General features: G+C 54.0%; 19 protein-coding genes and 2 riboswitches. Of the genes, 4 read left to right on the forward strand and 15 right to left on the reverse strand.

From position 1 onward, the window contains the following. The first annotated feature begins 12 nt into the window (after positions 1 to 12). Positions 13 to 1,641, forward strand: coding sequence for a peptide ABC transporter substrate-binding protein (locus tag P398_RS0115095; RefSeq protein ID WP_029336024.1), 1,629 nt, complete (start codon positions 13 to 15; stop codon positions 1,639 to 1,641). A gap of 125 nt (positions 1,642 to 1,766) precedes the next feature. Here P398_RS0115095 and P398_RS0115100 read toward each other — a convergent pair whose 3' ends face one another. The 3 genes from P398_RS0115100 to ade form a co-directional block, all read right to left on the reverse strand. Further along, positions 1,767 to 3,359 (reverse strand): Na+/H+ antiporter NhaC family protein, encoded by a 1,593-nt coding sequence (locus P398_RS0115100; protein ID WP_024371730.1) that lies wholly within the window; start codon positions 3,357 to 3,359, stop codon positions 1,767 to 1,769. 113 nt (positions 3,360 to 3,472) lie between these two features. Then, positions 3,473 to 3,647: riboswitch (Lysine riboswitch) on the reverse strand. 65 nt (positions 3,648 to 3,712) lie between these two features. Then, entirely contained in the window at positions 3,713 to 3,991 is a 279-nt protein-coding gene (locus P398_RS0115110) for a hypothetical protein (protein WP_024371731.1), read from the reverse strand. 117 nt (positions 3,992 to 4,108) lie between these two features. Beyond that, the gene (ade, locus tag P398_RS0115115; RefSeq protein ID WP_029336026.1) at positions 4,109 to 5,818 is read right to left on the reverse strand and encodes an adenine deaminase; all 1,710 of its coding nucleotides are present in this window, start codon (positions 5,816 to 5,818) and stop codon (positions 4,109 to 4,111) included. 120 nt (positions 5,819 to 5,938) lie between these two features. Between ade and P398_RS0115120 the strand changes: the two genes are divergently transcribed. Further along, the gene (locus tag P398_RS0115120) at positions 5,939 to 6,475 is read left to right on the forward strand and encodes a gamma carbonic anhydrase family protein (protein WP_029336028.1); all 537 of its coding nucleotides are present in this window, start codon (positions 5,939 to 5,941) and stop codon (positions 6,473 to 6,475) included. A gap of 402 nt (positions 6,476 to 6,877) precedes the next feature. On the opposite strand, the gene P398_RS0115130 is transcribed toward P398_RS0115120, so the two are convergent. After that, positions 6,878 to 7,429, reverse strand: a complete 552-nt coding sequence (locus tag P398_RS0115130) for a nitroreductase family protein (RefSeq protein ID WP_235263450.1) — start codon at positions 7,427 to 7,429, stop codon at positions 6,878 to 6,880. A 185-nt stretch (positions 7,430 to 7,614) separates the two neighbouring features. Here P398_RS0115130 and P398_RS0115135 point away from each other — a divergent pair, with 185 nt between their 5' ends. After that, the gene (locus P398_RS0115135; RefSeq protein ID WP_029336030.1) at positions 7,615 to 8,229 is read left to right on the forward strand and encodes a hypothetical protein; all 615 of its coding nucleotides are present in this window, start codon (positions 7,615 to 7,617) and stop codon (positions 8,227 to 8,229) included. Between the two features lie 76 nt (positions 8,230 to 8,305). On the opposite strand, the gene lysA is transcribed toward P398_RS0115135, so the two are convergent. The 10 genes from lysA to P398_RS0115185 form a co-directional block, all read right to left on the reverse strand. Further along, positions 8,306 to 9,598, reverse strand: coding sequence for a diaminopimelate decarboxylase (gene lysA, locus P398_RS0115140; RefSeq protein WP_029336031.1), 1,293 nt, complete (start codon positions 9,596 to 9,598; stop codon positions 8,306 to 8,308). Next, positions 9,568 to 10,656 carry an alanine racemase gene (gene alr, locus P398_RS0115145; RefSeq protein WP_029336033.1) on the reverse strand — a complete coding sequence of 363 codons (1,089 nt, stop codon included), beginning with the start codon at positions 10,654 to 10,656 and terminating at the stop codon, positions 9,568 to 9,570. Before alr ends, lysA begins: the two co-directional genes overlap by 31 nt. Before the next feature lie 12 nt (positions 10,657 to 10,668). Further along, a complete protein-coding gene (locus tag P398_RS0115150; RefSeq protein ID WP_024371738.1) occupies positions 10,669 to 11,595 on the reverse strand; it encodes a branched-chain amino acid transaminase in 927 nt (308 codons plus the stop codon). A gap of 46 nt (positions 11,596 to 11,641) precedes the next feature. Continuing rightward, a complete protein-coding gene (dapD, locus tag P398_RS0115155) occupies positions 11,642 to 12,349 on the reverse strand; it encodes a 2,3,4,5-tetrahydropyridine-2,6-dicarboxylate N-acetyltransferase (RefSeq protein ID WP_029336034.1) in 708 nt (235 codons plus the stop codon). Continuing rightward, positions 12,327 to 13,076 (reverse strand): 4-hydroxy-tetrahydrodipicolinate reductase, encoded by a 750-nt coding sequence (gene dapB / locus P398_RS0115160; protein WP_024371740.1) that lies wholly within the window; start codon positions 13,074 to 13,076, stop codon positions 12,327 to 12,329. The genes dapD and dapB overlap by 23 nt, the downstream gene beginning before the upstream one ends. Further along, entirely contained in the window at positions 13,073 to 13,954 is an 882-nt protein-coding gene (gene dapA, locus P398_RS0115165) for a 4-hydroxy-tetrahydrodipicolinate synthase (RefSeq protein WP_029336035.1), read from the reverse strand. Before dapA ends, dapB begins: the two co-directional genes overlap by 4 nt. Positions 13,955 to 13,966: 12 nt before the next feature. Beyond that, entirely contained in the window at positions 13,967 to 14,962 is a 996-nt protein-coding gene (locus tag P398_RS0115170) for an aspartate-semialdehyde dehydrogenase (RefSeq protein WP_029336038.1), read from the reverse strand. 12 nt (positions 14,963 to 14,974) lie between these two features. After that, on the reverse strand, positions 14,975 to 16,174 hold the full coding sequence (locus P398_RS0115175; RefSeq protein ID WP_024371743.1) for an aspartate kinase: 1,200 nt from the start codon (positions 16,172 to 16,174) through the stop codon (positions 14,975 to 14,977). Between the two features lie 114 nt (positions 16,175 to 16,288). Next, positions 16,289 to 16,469, reverse strand: a riboswitch (Lysine riboswitch). 77 nt (positions 16,470 to 16,546) lie between these two features. Next, a complete protein-coding gene (locus P398_RS0115180; protein ID WP_029336040.1) occupies positions 16,547 to 16,975 on the reverse strand; it encodes a GNAT family N-acetyltransferase in 429 nt (142 codons plus the stop codon). Then, positions 16,969 to 18,129, reverse strand: coding sequence for an alanine--tRNA ligase-related protein (locus P398_RS0115185; RefSeq protein ID WP_029336042.1), 1,161 nt, complete (start codon positions 18,127 to 18,129; stop codon positions 16,969 to 16,971). The genes P398_RS0115180 and P398_RS0115185 overlap by 7 nt, the downstream gene beginning before the upstream one ends. A 95-nt stretch (positions 18,130 to 18,224) precedes the next feature. Here P398_RS0115185 and P398_RS0115190 point away from each other — a divergent pair, with 95 nt between their 5' ends. Beyond that, positions 18,225 to 18,953, forward strand: a complete 729-nt coding sequence (locus P398_RS0115190) for a GntR family transcriptional regulator (protein WP_029336044.1) — start codon at positions 18,225 to 18,227, stop codon at positions 18,951 to 18,953. A 35-nt stretch (positions 18,954 to 18,988) separates the two neighbouring features. Here P398_RS0115190 and P398_RS0115195 read toward each other — a convergent pair whose 3' ends face one another. Next, on the reverse strand, positions 18,989 to 20,011 hold the full coding sequence (locus P398_RS0115195; protein WP_235263494.1) for an LCP family protein: 1,023 nt from the start codon (positions 20,009 to 20,011) through the stop codon (positions 18,989 to 18,991). Positions 20,012 to 20,155: the final 144 nt, after the last annotated feature.

Consider the following 20,155-nt stretch of genomic DNA (forward strand, 5'->3'; position numbering starts at 1 on the left):
GGAGGTATGACAATGCGTAACAAGAAATGGTTAGCTTTATCAGGAGTCGCTTTGCTCGCAACGGCAGCATGTGGCGGGAACGAGGACTCGTCAAGCTCTTCTGACGGATCTTCATCGAGTGATGCGAAAAAAGAAGTCACGTTCGTATCGGCAACCGATTTGCCGCAACTTGACCCGACACTCACGACAGATTCGACATCCATCATCGTGACGAACAACGTCTTCGAGGGACTATATCGTCTAGATGAAAACAACCAACCGACACCAGGAATCGCAGAAGACGTCGAAGTCTCGGAAGATGGCCTTACATACACGTTCAAATTACGTGACGCCAACTGGTCGGACGGCTCACCCATCACAGCTGAAGACTTCGTCTATTCATGGAAGCGCGCATTGAACCCAGAGACGGGCGCTGAATACGCGTACATCCTTCAAGACTTGAAGAACGCCAACAGCATCCTCGCGGGTGAGGCTGCTCTCGACGATCTCGGTGTCAAAGCCGTCGATGAGAAGACGCTTGAAGTTCAACTTGAAGCGCCGGCTCCTTACTTCCTCGGATTGACTGGATTCCCGACGTACATGCCACAAAAACAAGAATTCGTCGAAGAGCAAGGCGAAGCATTCGCGAGCACAGTCGACAAGACGCTCTACAACGGTCCTTACGTACTCGATAGCTGGCAAGACAACACGGGCTGGGTCTACAAGAAAAACCCGGAATATTGGGATGCCGACAACGTCAAGATGGAGACAATCAACGTCAAAGTCGTCAAGGACGTCTCGACAGGCGTCAACTTGTTCGAGTCTGGCGAAGCGGACTACACGCTCCTCTCGTCTGAGTTTGTCCCTCAGTTCCAAGACAGCGAAGAGTTCAAGACGCGTGCCGATGCCCGCATCAACTTCCTTCGCTTCAACCAAAAGAACGAGGCACTCCAAAACGTCAATATCCGCGAAGCGCTCGCGAAAGGCTTCGACAAACAAGGCGTTACGGACGTCATCTTGACAGACGGCTCGCAACCGGCAAACTTCATCGTCGCCAAAGACTTCACGTACACGTCTGACGGTGCCGATTTCCGTGAGAAATATCCAGACCTCCTCAGCTACAACGTAGACGAAGCGAAAGCGGCGTGGGAGAAAGGATTGTCTGAACTCGGCGTCGAGACGATCGAACTTGAGTTCCTCTCACGTGACGAAGAAGCGTTCAAAAAAGTAAACGAGTTCATCAAAGGCGAGCTCGAGAAGAACTTGCCAGGACTCACGCTCAACATTAAACAACAACCGTTCAAAAACTTCCTTGAACTCGAAGGCGCAGGCGACTATGATGTCTCAGCTGCCGGCTGGGGTCCTGACTATCAAGATCCGATGACATATCTCGACATGTGGGTAACGGACGGTCCGTTCAACCGGATGGCCTACTCGAACGATGAGTACGATCAACTCGTCCAATCTGCCAAGAAAGAAGCCGATGAGATGAAGCGTTGGGAGACGATGCAAGAAGCGGAACGCGTCTTGCTTGAAGAAGACTTCGCCATCGCACCGATCTACCAAAAAGGTGAGGCATACCTCGAGCGTACGAACATCGAGAACATGTACCGCCACCCGTTCGGAGCTGACGCAAGCTTCAAATGGTTGGACGTCAACTAATCGACAACCCCTTCCGCATTCTCGCGGAAGGGGTTGTTTGTCGTTCTATGGTCTTCGAGCCGGGAGCGGATCCGATGACAAAGAAACAGGCATGCCCTCGAGTGAGGCACGCCTGTTTTGAGTAATTATGCTTCGCGTTCGGCTCGGATTTCCGCCGGTACACGACCTCGTTTCGAGATGATTTGCGCGATGAAGAGCAAGACGATGAACGTCGCTGCTGCCGCGAAGAAACCAATCCACATCGACGTCGTGATACCGAGTACCAAGTATCCGACCGCTGAGACTCCAGCCGCGATCGAAGCGTACGGAAGCTGCGTCAAGACGTGATCGATGTGGTGCGATCCGGCACCAGTCGAACTGAGGATCGTCGTATCCGAAATCGGTGAGCAGTGGTCACCGAAGACGGCACCTGCGAGCACGGCCGCGAGCGTCGGAAGCAACAGCTCCGGCTCGACCGCCATAATCAAATCGGCTCCAATCGGAAGCATGAGACCGAACGTCCCCCAGCTCGTCCCTGTCGAGAACGCCATGAGTCCAGCGATCGCGAACAAGATGAGCGGCAAGTAAGACGCCGCGATCCGATCCGTGACGAAGCTCGCCAAGTAATCACCTGTTCTCATATCGCCGATGACCGCGATGATCGTCCAAGCGAACAACAAGATGAGCACTGCCGGCCACATGGCACGGATCCCGGCCCAAGCGGCGCGACCGTAGTCACCAGACGGGATTTTGCGTCCGATGAGCAACAAGAAAGCAGAGATCAAACTGATGACGGCACCGGCAACGAGTGAACGTGTGACATCTGTTGCCTCGAAGGCGCCGAGGAGCGAGAACGCTTGTCCGTCAGCCGCGAGCGCTTGTCCGCCCGTGTACAGCATCGCCGAGACGGTCGCGACGATCAACACGATGATCGGAACGATCAAGTCACGGACTTTCCCGCCATCATGCTCTTTAATATCTTCGCTCATCCCCATCGGCGCGCCTTTCGACACGTCGTACAGCTCACCTTTAAGGGCGCGAAGCTCATGCGTACGCATCGGTCCGATAGCGAGCCCAGTGAAAGCGACATATCCTGTCAACAGAAGCGCAAAGATGGCATAGAAGTTCATCGGGATCATTTGGATGAACGCCGACAATGACGAATAGCTGTCAATCGAGTACTTCGCTAAAATACCGGCGATGATGGCAATGATGTAGGCCCCCCAGCTCGAGAGCGGGCTGATGACACAGACCGGTGCGGCCGTCGAGTCAATCGTATAGGCGAGTTTCGCTCGTGAGACTTTTTTCCGGTCCGTGAGCGGACGGCTAATGTTACCGACTGCGAGGCTGTTGAAGTAGTCATCGATGAATATCAAAATCCCAAGCCCGAACGAGACGAGGCGAGCGCCGCGTGCCGTCTTGACGTTAGCAGCCGCCCATTCACCGAACGCACGAGCTCCGCCCGACGTCTGAATGATCGATGACAAAATACCGAGTAAGAGCAAGAACGCGATCAAAAGAACGTTCCATTCGTTCAATTCGCCGTCAGACCAGAACAAGGCGATGACGTTCGACCATAAGTATGAAATCGAGTCGATCGGGTTGAAACTATGCAAGAGCAACACCCCTGCGATAATCCCGACGCCGAGTGACGGGATGACTTTCCGTGTTGTGATGGCCATAATGATGGCGAGCAATGCCGGTACGAGTGACAGTACCGATGTTGAATAATCTACCATGCTGTTTTCCTCCTCTTCTGTTTGAGATGAGGCCCCCCAATGCTTAAAAAAACGCAAAGCGAGGGCATCGGCAACAAAGCCGACACCCTCGCTGGATGTTCCGTCTTTCTTAGCCGACTTGGAGCGCTCCATACGTAAATATGTATGGCAGTCTGACGGGTGTTTCCCGTCAGCCCAGCATGAAGTCACGGACATGACTTCACACTTCGGCGATCTTGCCTTTCTGTAGTCTTCACCGTTGTCATCCTCGGACTACTTACTCATCAGCATCGCACCTCTACCTCATCGATAGCACGAATATTCATTTAAAAGTTACGTCTAAATTATCATAAGTGACCGTCACATATCAACAATTATTTTTCCTCGCGGACGATTTGTTTCAAGACAGCGAGTGCCTCTTTGTCGTCCGACTCGACCGCTTTAAAGAAATCACTGAAGAAATGATACAGCACGAACCGTTCGGCGTGCGATGACGTGTGGTCTTTGATCGTCAATAGGATGAGTCGGCGCAAACGGCGTTTCGTCCGCGTCTCGTCAGGCAATTCTTCACATCGGTCTTGGAAGGCACGATATACAGAATTGATCAAATCCTCATGTTCATCATACGACCGGTTGTAAGCAACTTGTTCCATCTGTTATATCCCCCCTTTCAAATTGTACCGATGAAACTTGTTGTAACTATACCAACTTACCGGTGACCGTTCAATCGTTTCGGGCCGGTCTTAACAAAAATCATACGTTAGACCGACTCACGCTTCGATAAATGAGAACGTCGTCACATCAAACAGTCCCATATCCGTCAACTTCAAGTCTGGAATGACAGGAAGTGCGAGGAACGACATCGTCAAATACGGGTTGAAGTGACGATACGCCCCGACGACGTCGAGGGCGTCGTTCAATTGCTCGAGGACTTCTGCGACTTCTCTATACGGACGTTTCGTCATGAGTCCGCCGATCTCGAGCGGCAAGACGGCGAGAACTTTCCCTTCTGAGACCGCGACGACGCCGCCACCGACTTTCTCGAGCGTCTCGGCTGCGAGTAGCATGTCTTCCGGGCTGACGCCCGCGACGACGAGGTTGTGGCTGTCATGCGCCACCGTCGCGGCGAGCGCTCCTCGTTTCAACCCAAAGCCGGTCACTGGTGCAAGTGCCATATGTCCCGTCCCATGGTGCCGTTCGATGACCGCGAGCGTCGCGATGTCCTGGGCGATGTCCGCGCCAGATTCGTCTGGGGTGAAGACGAGCCGTTCCCGCTTCGTCAACAGACTGTTCGGCAACACTTGAATCACGTCGACGGCCTCTTCCTTGACCGGCAAACGGAACGAATCCGCGGTCAAGGCTGGAAGTTTAAGTTCCCCTTTCATCGGTTTCGGCACTTCGATCCCTGTGGCTTCGAACGTGGCGTTTCCTTCTTCAACTACAAGTTCGCCGTTCACGTAAACTGTTTCGATTTTAACCGATTGGACGTCTGACAAGATGACGAAGTTCGCTCGCTTGCCTGGTGCGATGGCACCCACATCTTTCAATCCATACGCTTCGGCCGCGTGAAGACTGGCAATCGCGTATGCCGTCTCCGGTTTGACCCCTTGCTTGATGGCCATACGAATGTTGTAGTCAATCCCGCCTTCTGCGACGAGGTCATCTAAGTGCTTGTCATCCGTACAGAACAAGAAGCGATGCGCGTTGCTCTCGGTGATGGCCCGACTCACTTGTTCAACGTTTCGCGCCACCGACCCTTCTCGGATTTGAACGTAAAAGCCGCGACGGACTCGCTCGAGCGCCTCTTCCGCTGTCGTGCATTCGTGGTCTGTCATGATGCCCGCTGTGCGGTACACGTTCAACTGGTCCGGACCAAGCCCAGAGGCGTGCCCGTCCACGACTTTTCCGGCATGCTCGGTTTGGGCGATTTTCTGAAGCATATCTTCACTGCCGGCCTCAACGGACGGATAATCCATCACTTCTCCAAGACCGTGTACGCCCGGGTCGCCTAAAAACGGTGCCAAATCCTCCGCATATAGTTTTGCCCCGGCGTGTTCAAACGGTGTCGCCGGCACGCAGCTCGGTAGCATCATCCGGACGTCGAGCGGGAGCCCTTTCGCGTCGGCGAGCATATATTCAATACCGAGTGCCCCGTTCACGTTCGCGATCTCATGCGGATCGGCGATGACCGTCGCCACACCGAGCGGAAGGACGGCTTTCGCGAACTCGTGCGGCGGAACCATCGACGACTCGATATGGACGTGTGAATCGATGAACGTCGGCGCGAGCGTCCACGACGGGTCATGGTATTCCGTCTCCCCTTCGTAGCCTTCCCCGATGGCCACAATGTATCCTGCGTCGATGGCCACATCGGCGCGAATCGTCTCCCGACTATACACGTCGATGACCGCCACATCTTTAAAGACGACCGCTGCTTTCTTTTTCTTGGCGGCGATGTCAATCAAATGTTGTTTTTCCATCTGTGTGTCTCCTCTTTTCAACGTATTTTATCTATCTTAACAAGAAAAATCTTTTCGGCGCAATTTCTTTTTGAAGTTGTGCGACAATAAGAGCATATCTGTTTGAAAGGGGTTACACATATGCAATATCAATTAGGCGAACTCATACCAAAAGTCGACGAGACGGTGTTCATCGCTCCAGGGGCCCATGTCATCGGAGACGTCACAATCGGCGAGCATTCTGGGGTCTGGTTCAATACGGTCATCCGCGGAGATGAAGGGCCGATTCAAATCGGTTCGTATGTCAACATTCAGGACGGGTCGATGGTCCACCAATACGAAGGATCACCGACAATCATCCATGATCGCGTCTCGATCGGACATATGGCGATGATTCATGGTTGTGAGATTGAAGAAGGCTGTCTGATCGGGATGCATGCGACCGTGCTCGATGGGGCGAAGGTCGGGAAAGGGTCGTTCGTCGCCGCCGGCGCGCTCGTCACGCCGAACATGCAAATTCCAGAAGGGGTCATGGTCATGGGTGTCCCGGCCAAAGTCGTCCGTCCGCTGAATGACGAAGATCGTTTCATCATGGAACGGACCGTCAACAAGTACGCCAAACGGGCAGAACAATACCGCAAGACGTGTAAAGTACTCGCCGCCACAGAAAGTTTGTGAAAGCGTTTACAAGATTCATAAATTGTTAACGATTATCCCGATTTTTCTTCATGTTTCCCTTGTATACTGAGGATGTAGTCAAGCCGACGTGTCGAAAGGGGCCAATTGTATGCATCTCAACCACGCGCAATTCATGTTAGACTTGTACGCTTCGTCCATCAACCCAAGCTATTGCCTTCATGTCGAGGATTCGTTCGACGATACGCTACAAGGCGCACATCGAGAGGTTTGGGAACGGATACAATCGGATAATAGTATAGAGGAAGAAATCAAAACCGGGGGAACGTGATCATAATGATTCCAACTAATGTCATTCAAGACTGGCTCGCAAATAAATTAAAAAAATAACTCGCATACATCAAAAGCTCGAGCGTAGACACTTGTCCTCGCTCGAGCTTTTATTTATTCAAAAATTGTGAGGCAGCTGTCAATCGACTGACGACGTTTTGTCGGCGGCACGTCCTCGAATCGCCCGAGTTGGAGTAGCCCGACGAACGTCTCCCCTTCCGCCCCGATCATGTCTTGCAGGCGAGCGTCTTCAAAGATACCGCCCGTCCGCCAGACGAGACCGATGTCTCGCTCACTACAAAGCAGATGGAAGTTTTGGATGAACGTCGCGGTCGCGAGCAACGCATCTTTCTTGTCTTTCTCCGTCTCGAACGGCTTTGTCGTCACGTAGATGCAGGCAGCGGCATTCCGAATCCGCCCGGCAATCTTTTCCCGCTTCGCCTCAGCACCGTCGGCAAAAGCCGGTTCGAGCGCGTCTAACAACACGTCTTTCCCGTCCCCGTTGAACAAGTAGACGTTCCATGGTTCGACTTTGTTATGAAACGGCGCTTGATGGGCCGATGTCAATAGTTCATACAACTCGGCCGTGTCGAGCGCACCTTCCGTGAACATGCGAATCGTCCGCCGCGATTCGATCAACTGTTGTCCTGCCGTCTTTTCTATCATGTCAATTCCCCCTCTACTATCTGTTTCATCATAATTAAAAATCGTTCTCACGTGTAGCGATTTGACTGAAATTGAAGGGAACCTGATGGCGACTTACCTAGTATATAGTAGTGAATCGCTTTCCCGTTCTATTGGTTGAAGCACCTGTCATGTTCGAAGAGGAAACAGATAAGGAGAGGATCATCATGACCGCACGTTTCAAATCATTGCTATTGTGTACGCTCTCGCTCGTCATCTTCACAACAGCATGTCAGTCCGCGGCATCGCCACACGAAACAATTCAAATGAAAAGTGAAGAAGAACAGCGCCAAATCGTAGACAATTTCACGTTCGACGACTATAAGAAACTGTTTGATGACGTGATCATCGAAGCAAACCAGTTCGACGTCGAGGAGCCGTTACGGAAGTGGGTCATTCGGACGTTGGCAGAAGAGAAGCTGTACTATGAAACCGACTTAACAGACGCGCAAGTCATCGCACTCTCGACTGAAGCGATGGAACAAGATGTTTCATGGAAGACGGTCGCAAGAGAGACGTACAACATTCACGTAACCGAAGACGAGATTGACCGTTTCATTCAACAAGGACCGGACCAAAGTGATTTGCCGATTCATCTCGCCTACGCGAGCGCCCTTGGTTTATCCCTTCAAGAGTTGAATCATCGGTTTGACCGAGACCTTTATGAAAAGAATACGATTTGGTTACGTCTAATCCCGGTGTTAGAAAAGAAATACGGTACGACGGACAACAACAAACTTGTGGAACGATATGAAGCAGAAGTCAACGCACAACTCGATTAACCTGCCAACTAACGGTTCACCCGAAAAAGGGATTCAGTCATGCGACTGAATCCCTTTTCTTTATTCGCCTACACCATTATGTCGATTGACCGACCACTTCACAAGCGACCAAGTCTTCGAGCGTCTGTCTGCGAACGACGAGACGATGTGTCCCGTCTTTCACGAAGACGACGGCCGGACGAAGCATTTGGTTGTAGTTGCTCGCCATCGAGAAGTTATACGCCCCCGTCGCTTTGACGAGAAGCAGATCGCCCGCCTCGACCGGCGGGATGAGTGAACGGTTCGCGATGATGTCCCCCGACTCACAGCACGCCCCGACGATTTTCGCTTCGAGCGTCTTTTCTTCATTCATCCGTGTCGCTGCGATGACGTCGTACTCGGCGTCATAGAGGGCAGGACGAATGTTGTCCGTCATCCCGCCATCGACCGAGACATACGTGCGGACACCGCTCACTTCCTTCACCGTACCGACCTCATAAAGCGTCGCCCCGGCGTTCGCGACGAGCCAACGTCCCGGCTCGATCCCGATTTTCGGGAGCGGCAATCCGAAGCGGTTCACTTCCGCGATGAGCGTATCCATCACTTGCGTCATCGTGTCGGCAAAGTCGAGCGGATCGTCCGACTCGAGATAGGCGACGCCAAAGCCGCCCCCGATGTTCAAGACGTCGGCTGTGAAGCCTGTCTGTTGACGAATCGTCTCGATGAAGTTGACCATCGTCTTGACCGTATTGATGAACAGCGTCGGCTCTTGAATCTGTGACCCGACGTGGCAATGGATACCTTGTAAGCGGAGTCGTTCCGCCGCAAGTGTCGCCCGGACCGCTTCGAGATATGTCTCGTCATGCGTCGGGAAACCGAACTTCGTATCGACCCCACCCGTCTGAATCGCTTCATGGGCGCCTCCGACAACTTGTGGAACGATGCGGAGCAAGACATCGACGTCGACGTCATGTTCGACGGCGAGGCCGGATAACAGCCCGATTTCACGCATGTTGTCGATCGTGAAATGAGTGATTCCGTTCTCAAGGGCGAACGCGATGTCTTGGACCGTCTTGTTCGACCCGTGGACGTGAATCCGGTCGGCCGGTACACCGGCGTGCAAGGCGACGAACATCTCGCCGCGCGAGACGACATCGATACTGAGACCGGACGCCATGACTTTCTCATAGACGGCCGCGACCGACATCGCTTTCGACGCGTAGAGCGCGTACGTGTTCGGATACTTGTCTAAAAAGGCGCTCCGGACGAGGCCGAGACGGCTCTCGAGCTCCGGCTCGCTCATGATATAGAGCGGCGTCCCATACGTCGCTTGAAGTTCACGGACGGACACGCCCTCGATCATACAAACTGATTGGTTGGTGGTGTACATACATTTCCTCCTTCGAAGCGATGCGGGACACGCCATGAGCGTGCGCATAGTTGTTCTGAATTGTTGGCGTGACCGGTACGCGTCACGTCATCAATTTTTGTCGTGTTGCCATATAACTCGACCACGTCCCCGACTTGAACGGTCTCATCGACGCGGAGGAAGCTGTGGCTCATGAAAATGTTACTGATGAACGGGAACGCCCGATCGTTAATATGGGCCGGCAAATGCCGCCGTGCGCGCATCAAGCCATCGCCGTAACCGACTGACAGGACAGCGATCCGTTCTTGCGCCGGTGCCGTATAACCTGTGCCGTAACCGACGTGAGCGCCCGCTTCGATCTGATGCACCGCGATGACTTCTGTCTCCCAACGGAACGCCGGGACGAGCCATTCGACCGGTTCGACCGACGAATAGCCGTACAAAAAGATCCCGACCCGCACGTGCGTGCAATGCGCAAGACGAGCGTCCGCTTGTAGCGTCGCCGCGCTGTTCGCCGCATGCACGACTTCGAACGCATGCCGCTCGATGAGCCGCGTCGACCAGTCGGCGAACCGCTCCACTTGGATACTATGCTCGATTTCCGCGTTATCGGCATCGGCGAGCGGGAAGTGCGTGCATAACCCGACGAGGTCGAGTCCTTCATCTTGGCAAAATGCGACGATGGCAAGTGCCTCCTCGAACGTCTTGGCACCAAAACGGTTCATGCCGACATCTAATTTCAAATGGAGCCGGACCCCGTCCAATTGACTGCGCTGAGCGACTAACCAATCGTACGATCCGATGGCGACATCGAGTTTCTGTTCTTGGACATCTTGCCATTCATAAACAGGGTTCATGACGAGGACGCGGGCGTCCGGCGCATACGTCCGAACTTCCCTCGCCTCTTCAAGCGTCGTCACCATGAAGTGACGCACCCCTTCTTCGTACAGTGTCGTCACAACTGGCTCCATCCCTAAGTTATAGGCGTTGTTTTTCACGACGGCGAACACCGGGCGGCCGAGCGTCTCGATCCGACGTTTGTTCTCACGAATCGCGTTTAGGTCAATTGTGACTCCCATACAAAAACTCCTTTATTCTTTGACTGCTGCTTTGACGAATGTGATCCAATCGCGATGGTTTTCGATTTTCCCGGTCACGGCTTCACGGTAACGTGTGAGCATGTTCGTTGCGACCGTCTGAACCCCACCGCCGATCGAGATGTTGTCGACTTCGATGACACTTGTCACTTCAGCCGCCGTACCCGTCAAGAAGATTTCATCTGCTACATATAGTTCGTCACGACCGATGTGGCGTTCGATCACGTCAAACCCGTCTTCACGGGCAAGTTCGATCACCGTTTGACGCGTGATGCCGTCGAGCACCGAACAGTCGAGTGACGGTGTGAAGATTTTTTTACCTTTGACGAGGAAGATGTTGGCGACGCTCGCCTCGCTGACGTTTCCGTTCATGTCGAGGGCGATCGCTTCATCGTATCCGTCGCGCACCGCTTCGCCTTTAAGCAACTGCGAGTTCATATAGTTTGCTGCCGCTTTCGCCTGCATCGGCATCATCGTCGAAGAGACGCGGCGATATGACGCGACTTTCGCCCGGATACCGACCGTTTTGCTGAAATATTCACCGAGCGGCCAGCATGAGATGGCGACGTGTACTTTTGTTTCCGCAGTCGGCATGAGTGCCTGCCAAGGTGTGCCGAGGAAAACGAATGGACGGATGTAACAAGCTTCAAACCCGTTGCGTTCAATCAATTCGATTGTCGCTTGCTCGAGCTCGTCGACCGTGTACGGCAAATCTACGTGATAGTAGGCGCATGAGCGTACGAGGCGCTCCAAATGTTCGCGGAGACGGAAGATGGCCGGACCTTCCTCTGTGTGATAGGCTCGGATTCCTTCGAAGAACCCGCTCCCGTAATGAATCGCGTGCGTCATGATGCTCGTATTCGCATCCGTCGGCTCGATCCAAGCCCCGTCTTTCCACATCCATTGTCCATACTGTTCCATAGTTCAACTCTCCCATTCATTTTTGATATTTTCTGTCTATTATACGTTAGAGAGAGCGTAAGTCATCAACAAGTTGTGTTTTTTCTGCAGTTTTTTCATCTTTTTGCTTAATGATGCGGGCCGGTGTACCAGCAACGACGACGCCAGGCGGTACGTCTTGTGTGACGACACTTCCTGCCGCGACGACTGCGTTTTCTCCGACACGGACGCCTTCCAAGATGACGGCGTTCGCACCGATCATGACACCGTCTTCGATGATGACCGGATCTTTTGAAGGTGGCTCAAGGACACCTGCGACAACCGCGCCGGCTCCGAGGTGGACGTTTTTCCCGAGTGTTCCGCGGGCGCCGATGACAGCGTTCATGTCGACCATCGATCCGTCACCGATGACGGCTCCGATGTTGATGACCGCCCCCATCATGACGACGGCGTTGTTCCCGATTTGGACGTGGTCCCGGATGAACGAGCCTGGCTCGATCCGTGCGTTCAATTTCGTCGTGTCGAGCATCGGCACGGCACTGTTGCGACGATCAAACTCGACGTGTGAGTCCGTGATGACCGCTGCGTTCGCTTCTAGGAATGCGGCGGCACGTTCTGCTGTCGTCAAGAACAGTTTCGACTCGTCTGATCCGAACGCTTTCGCGTCCTCGATTGTGAGACCGGCCAATTGGCCGTTGACGTATAGTTTGACTGGCGTTTCTTTCTTGGCATCTTTAATGTATTGCGCGATTTCATAAGCGTTTGTGAGTAACATGAGTAGCCTCCTCGTATAGGTTCGTTAAATTGTATAATCCGGCCGGGCGGTCGAGAATCGTCGCCGCCGCGGCGAGCGCCCCGTTCGCGAACACGCGTTTCGACAGGGCCGTGTGTTTCAGTTCCAGCATTTCATCGTCCCCGGCAAAGAGGACGGTGTGTTCACCGAAAATCGTGCCGCCACGCACCGAGTGCATGCCGAGCTCGTTCGCTTCACGGGCTTCACGGCGTGGCGTCCGGTCATATACCGGTGTGACGTCACGTTTCGCCTCGATGGCTCGGGCGAGCAACTCCGCTGTCCCGCTTGGCGCGTCGACTTTCTTACGATGATGCGCTTCGATCACTTCGATGTCATAACCGAGCGTGAGCGGTACGAGCTGGTCGAGCAATTGTTTCAACAGTGCGATCCCGTAAGACGTGTTATACGACTGGAAGATCGGGATCTCGTTTGACGCTTCCTCGATTTTCGCGAGTTCTGCTTCCGAAAAGCCGGTCGTCGCGATGACGAGCGGGACTTGCTTCGCTTTTCCGTAGGCGAGCACATCATCTAAGAGCGCCGGGTTCGAGAAGTCGATGACGACATCGATGTCCGCCTCGACTTCTTTCAGCGACGTCGGATGCTCCCCGCCCGCCGGTGAGACGATAGCCGCGACGTTCAAATTTTGCGTGTGGGCGACTTCTTCCACGATTTGCCCCATCGCCCCGTAGCCATGAATGAGTAAGTTCACTGTCTCACCTCATTGAATTGCTCCATTGCTGACAAGAGCCGGGCCTCGGCCGTCGCGCTCATCGGAACGAGCGGAAGGCGTGGTGCGCCGAACTCGAATCCGCGTGCGTTCAATGCGGCCTTGACTGGGATCGGATTCACTTCGGCGAACAGCTCATCGATGACCGGCAACAAACGGATTTGCCACTTGCGCGCCGTCTCTAAATCTCCGGCGAGAAGTGCCTCGGCGAGTGCGACCGTCGCACCAGGATAAACGTTTGATAATACCGAGACGACGCCTTGGGCTCCCCAAGCCATGTACGGTAAGATTTGATCATCGTTCCCGCAATAGACTGGGAACCCTTCCGGTAAGTGGGCCATCATTTGAGCCATCACCGAGATGTCCCCGCTCGCTTCTTTCAAAGCTGCGATGCGTGGATGGTCGGCAAGTTCTCCGACCGTCGCCGGTTCGAGCGCGACTCCGGTGCGTGACGGCACGTTATAGAGCATGAGCGGAATCGGTGAAGCGTCGGCGATCGCTGTGAAGTGTGCGATGAGGCCGGCTTGCGTCGACTTATTGTAATACGGTGTGACGACCATCGCCATCTCGGCACCGAGCTCTGCGGCGCGCTTCGTCTTCTCGATGCTTAGCGCCGTATTGTTCGATCCGGTGCCAGCGATGATGACGGCGCGTCCGGCCGCGATGTCGATCGCTTTCGTGAGGAGCGTCTCGAACTCTTCGTCCGTGATTGTCATCCCTTCACCGGTCGTCCCCCCGATGACGAGCCCGCTCACCCCTTCCTTGATTTGATCTTCAATCAACGCTTCCCATGCGTTAAGGTTTAGCGATCCGTCTTGTTGGAACGGTGTGGCAAGTGCTGTAGCGACTCCTGTGAACATATGATCTCCTCCTTATTTTGTGGCGGTCTGGCCAATCATGCACTGGGCGATTTGGACGGCGTTCGCGGCGGCGCCTTTTCGAACGTTGTCGGCGACGCACCAAAGATGGAACGTGTTCGGTTGCGACTCGTCGACACGGACACGTCCGACGTACACTTCGTCGGTCCCGTTCGCATCGAGCGGCGTCGGGTAGACGAGTTCATTCGGGTTGTCCATGAGGACGATACCTGGCGCGTCACTGAGGACGGCCTTCACTTCAGCGAGCGTCGCCTCGCGGTCGAGCGTGACCGTGATCGAGACAGCGTGGCTGTTTCGAACAGGAACACGGACGCATGTCGCCGTCACCCCAAGGTGTGGAGCGTTCAAAATTTTGCGTGTCTCGTCGATCATCTTCTGCTCTTCTTTCGTATAGCCATTCTCGAGGAACACGTCGATGTGCGGCAACACGTTGTCATAAATCGGATACGGATAGTTCTGCGGGTCCTCACCACGTGCTCCGCGCTCTAAATCTTCAATCCCTTTTTGTCCTGAACCCGAGACGGCTTGATACGACGTATAGGCGACGCGTGTCAATCCGTACACTTCAGCGAGCGGGGCGAGCGCGACGACCGATTGGATCGTCGAACAGTTCGGATTGGCGATGAGCGGCTTGTCCGGGCTCAGCTCGACCCGGTTCACTTCCGGCACGATGAGTGGGATGTCCGTTTGCATCCGGAACGCGCTCGAGTTGTCGATGACGATGACACCTTGTTCGCTAAGGCGCGGCGCATACTGTTCACTGATACCGCCTCCTGCCGAGAACAAGGCGATGTCGATCGGGTCTGCGTAAATCGCATCGGACAGTTCTCGGATGACGACGTCCTGTCCATTCACCGTGACCGTCTTCCCGGCTGAACGGGCTGATGCGTACAACATCAACTCGTTGATCGGGAACTCATATTCTGTCAACACTTCAATCATCTTTTGACCGACGGCACCGGTCGCACCGACGACAGCTACGTTATACATGTGGCGTCCTCCTTATAACTTGAAGCGCGTCGCGATGGCCGCGACTGCTGCTTCGACGTCTTGTTCGTTGATTGTGTAAGAGATGCTGATTTCAGATGTCGTGACTTGGTAGAACGGAATGCCGCTCTCACGGAACGTTGCGAACAGCTCGGATGCGACACCGGTCGCATCACGCATCCCGATACCGACGACTGAGATTTTCGCATGTTCGGTATGGCGATCAATCTTGATTTGTGGGAACGTCTCCGTCAACTCGGCGAGCGCTTCTTCAAGGAACGCTTCCTCGTCAAGCGGACACGTGAACGACAAGAACACTTCTCCGTCGAACGCCGTCTGACTGATCATATCGATATTGACGTGACGCTGTGACAACTTCTCGAAAATATCGGCCACACCTGCCACCGAGTGCGGAATATGTTTAATTGAGACGCTGAGCACGTTCTTCACGACGCTCACACTCGTCACCGCTTTTTGTTCCATTGCCTGTGTCATATCCATGATCCAAGTTCCTCCTTCGCTCGCAAGCGTCTTTCCTACAAAAATGTTCACGTCATATTTTTTCGCGAGTTCGACGCTACGCATCTCCATCACTTTCGAACCGAGTGCGCTCATCTCCATCATCTCGTCGTACGACACTGTGTCTAAGCGGCGGGCTGTCGGATGAATGCGTGGGTCGGCCGTATACACACCGGCGACGTCCGTGTAAATCTCACACCGTTTGCTGAGGACGGCGGCTAAGGCGACGGCCGTCGTATCGGAGCCGCCGCGACCGAGCGTCGTCACGTCCCCGAACTCATTGACACCTTGGAAGCCGGCGACGATGACGACATCATACGTGCGCAACTTTTCTTCCAACACTTCTTTTCGAATCGCCTTAATTTTACTTTTCGTATGGATGCCCATCGTGTCGATCCCGGCTTGTTGTCCGGTGAGCGACAGCGCTGCGACGCCTCGCGAGTTCAAGGCGATGCTGAGCAGGCTGATCGTCTGCTCTTCCCCGACCGCCAGCAAGCGATCGAGTTCTCGAATCGTCGGTCGTTCCGTGATTTGCTTGGCGAGTGACAAGAGCGAGTCGGTCGTCTTTCCCATCGCGGAAACGACGACGACGAGCTTCTCGCCGGCCTCGGCCCGCGTTTGTAAATATTCAGAAATTGCCTGTATTTGTTCGATTGTGGCAACGGAGCTGCCTCCAAATTTCAATACGGTTGTCATCAAGTTCCCCACTTTCATGATGTCCACCAACAGAAAAAGCGGCAGACCGGTAGGAAGCACTCTCCCTACGGTCTGCCGCTTGTACGCGCAGTTGAAAAACGATTGAAAAATCGTTCCGTAGATAGCGCTCCATGGCATTTCATCCATGGCAGTGTAGGCGTTGTTCACGACTACCCCAGCCTTCGTTCGTACGCATGCGAACGTCGACTTCGGCGAATTTCCCCTTTCGGCCCGATCCGGAATGCGTCCGTCTCGATCAAGCTTACTCATGTCATTCGCAACCTCTATCTGTCAGTTGTTAGTTTTAGTTATAACAAATGAAAAACGACTTGCCAACCTTTTTTTAGAAAAAAGGAAAATTTCTAAAAACGATCACCATGCCTTTTTCATCATCCGGTGCGGAATGTCGGCGTCTAAAAACTCATCGCCATACGGCTCATACCCGAGTCGCTCATAGAACGGGAGCGCCGTCAGCTGGGCCCCGAGTTTCAACGTATGGATGCCTTGTCCGTTCGCGACGCGCTCGATCTCAAACATGACTTCCTGGGCATACCCGTTCCCTCGCGCCGTTTTCAATGTCGCGACCCGTTCGACTTTGCCGACGCCGTCTTCGATCGGTCGCAGCCGGGCCGTCGTCACAGGATTGTCGTCCACTGTTCCGACGACGTGGACACAGACCGGATCGAGGTCATCATACTCGAGTTCAGGATCGATGCCTTGCTCCTCGATGAAGACGACTTCCCGGACGTGTCGCGCTTGTTCAATCAACGCCTTTGTTTGACCGTGCTTGATGATCAACATGAGACGACCCCTTCCTGCAACCGTTTCACGACTTCCGCCGTCGCCTTCTCTAAGTCGAGCACCGACTCGAACCGGGCCTGCGCTTGTTTATGGCTGCCACCGCCCCGCCCGATGCCAAGGTCGTCGAGCGTCCGTTTCAAAAACTTCCCGATGGCGATGTCATGTGTCCCGTCATGCATGAGGATGAGCTTTTGCGCCGTATGATTGGCGCCGACGGCGATGCGTCCCGTCGCAGCGATGCGCTCGATGATCATCGTCGTCAGTGTCTCGCCTTCAGTCTTGCCGATGTGAGTGATGACATAGTTGTCTTCTTGTAAGAACGCGGCCACTTTCGCTTTGGCGACTCGCGCTTCGAGTGCTTTCACTTCTTTCTCCCGCTCGATCCGGGCGTTTCGTTCTTCGACGACACGGGCCGCGACCGTCTCGTTCGTCGTCGACAACGTCTGGTGCACTTGCCGGAGCGCATCGCGTGACGATTGAACAGCTCGTAGCGCCCGCGCCCCGGCCACATACGTCAAACGGACGTTGCCCCGTACTTTTTTGACGGATGTGACATGGACGGTGCCGAGTTGTCCGGTCGAAACGACGTGTGTCCCACCGCAGGCGTTATAGTCGAGACCTTCGATTTCGACGATGCGAATCATCCCGGTCCGGTCCGTCGGTTTTCGTAGTCTCGCTCTGTCTATTTCACCGTCTAATAACGTGTGCACCGTGATCGGACGATTTTCAAAGATGAGATGTTGCACGTCGCGTTCGAGCGATTCGACGCTCGACCAGTCGAACGCATTCGTTCCGATCTCGAGGGAAGACTCTTCCGGACCGATGCCGAAACTGAGTGTCTCGATGCCATATCGGTCTTCGAGCACGGCCGTCAACACGTGTTGTGCCGTATGTTGAATGGAATGGTCGTGACGTGACGCTTCGTCGACTTGAGCGGTCGCTGCTGTCCCGACCTCAAGCGGTCGCTCGAGCAAATGCCACACGACGTCGTCGACTTGTTGAACGTCCTGTACCGTTTCGTCCGCGATCGTCCCAGCGTCAGCCGGTTGTCCGCCGCCTTCCGCATAAAAGTGCGTCTCTTGAAGCGCGATCCAATGCCCACGCTCATCTTTTCGTTGTGCCGTCACCGTCGTTTCAAATTGCCATTCGCCCATAAGTGGAACCTCTTTTCTCTATAATGTGTTCAGACAACTAGTTTGATTTGGTCTATAATAGGACATAATCCTTTTTTAAGTCAGGAGCGATTGAGATGCTACAGATTGATAAACAATCCCCGCTTCCTATTTATTATCAAATCGAATCTTATTTAAAGCAACAAATAGATGCCGGCTTTCTTCAGCCCGGCGATTTGATTCCTTCAGAGCGCGAGTTCTCTGAGCAATACGACGTCAGTCGGATGACCGTCCGTCAGGCCATCAAGAACTTAGTGAATGAAGGGTATTTGCATCGTCAAAAAGGCCGCGGCACATTCGTCGCGACGAATAAAATCTCGATGACGCTCTCCGGCCTTACGAGTTTCACCGAGGAAATCAAGCATCGGGGCATGCGTCCATACACTCGTCTGCTCTCGTTCCAAACGATTCCCGCCCCGTATAAAGTGTCGCGCCGCTTAAGTGTCGCCCTTGACACCCCGGTGTACGAGATGAAGCGGCTCCGCCTCGCCGACGAGCAAGTGCTCGCGCTCGAGACGGCCTACATCCCGGTCACGTTGCTCCCCGATTTGACGGAGGAGGATGCGACGGGATCGATTTACGAATACGCCGAGCAGGCAGGACTCCATTTGAAAAATGCGACCCAGACGCTCGAAGCCCGCAGTGCCGCCTCAGAGGAAGCGCAGCTGCTGACGATCGAACCGGGTGCCCCGGTGCTCTTGATCGATCAGCGGACGTATCTCGACAGCGGCGACATGTTCGAATATAGCCGTGCCCTGTTCCGTGGCGATTCGTACTCGTTCACGGTCGCAATGGAGCGCACGTAATCAAAAAAACGATTTGCCGACGCGGCAAATCGTTTTTATTGTGCTTCATATGTGATGCCTGAAGGGTCATACATATACGATTCGAGTTCTGACTCGGTCATCGCCTGTACTTCGTTTCCGGCATCGGCCTGTTGGACGCGATAACGGACCTCGTCGAGCAACGGTTCGTTCAAGAAGTAGTAGAAATGACCGTCATTACCCCGGGCCCCTTCACCCGTCAATTGGTATTGCACCGTATTGTTGAGCGCCCCGACATCCTCAATCAAGCGCATGTAGTCGTTCGGTCCGAGCGTCGTCTGCATGTTGTCACCGACCGCCTTCAACACTTTGTCATAGTTGTTCAGGAGCGACGTGCCGAGTGATTGCTCGAGCACGGCGTTGATGACTTCCATTTGACGTTGGCCCCGGCCGATGTCTCCACGCGGATCGTCATAACGGTTACGGACGTAGGCGAGCGCTTCTTCGCCGCTCAGCTGTTGTAGGCCAGCTTCGACTTCGACGACTTCGCGTGACGCGTCATAACTGTTCTGTTTCGATGAGAACGGTACGTCAATCTCAACTCCGCCGACGGCGTCGATAAAGTCGACGAACCCTTGGAAGTTGAGCGAGACGACGTGATCGATTTCAATCCCGACGAGGTCTTCGACTGTTTTCGTCGACATCCGCATGCCGTTGTTCGGGTTCGACTCGTCCATCGATCCGAAGTAATAGGCATGGGTGATCTTATCTTGATCGAGCCCCGTTTTTCCATACGGAATGTTATAGCCTGTATAGTCGATATTGACGTACGAATCGCGTGGAATGCTCAGCATCGTCGTCTGCTTCTCTTTCTTGTTCAAGATGACGACGATCATGACGTCAGAGCGACCGTATTCCCCGCGTGCTTTCTTCTGGGGAGAGAGATCGGTTCCGAGGACGAGGAAGCTTTCGGTGTCTTCTTTATCGAACCGGGTTGGTTCAACCGTCGGATCGTCCTCAAGCGTCACTTGTGTTCCCGACAGCATGTTGTGCGCTTTATAAAAAGCAGTCCCATACATGCTGGAGCCGGCAATAATCACAATCAACAACAGAGCGCTGAAAAGTTTATAAAACGCAGACGGGCCTTTACGCCGTCTACGAGCCTGGGTTCTAGAATTCATCTTTTTCTCCTTCACGGTCGAATGATACGAGCTTCACTTATTATAGAGGAATCCATAACGTTT

It is taken from the genome of Exiguobacterium aurantiacum DSM 6208, assembly GCF_000702585.1.
GTDB classification, from domain to species: domain Bacteria; phylum Bacillota; class Bacilli; order Exiguobacteriales; family Exiguobacteriaceae; genus Exiguobacterium; species Exiguobacterium aurantiacum.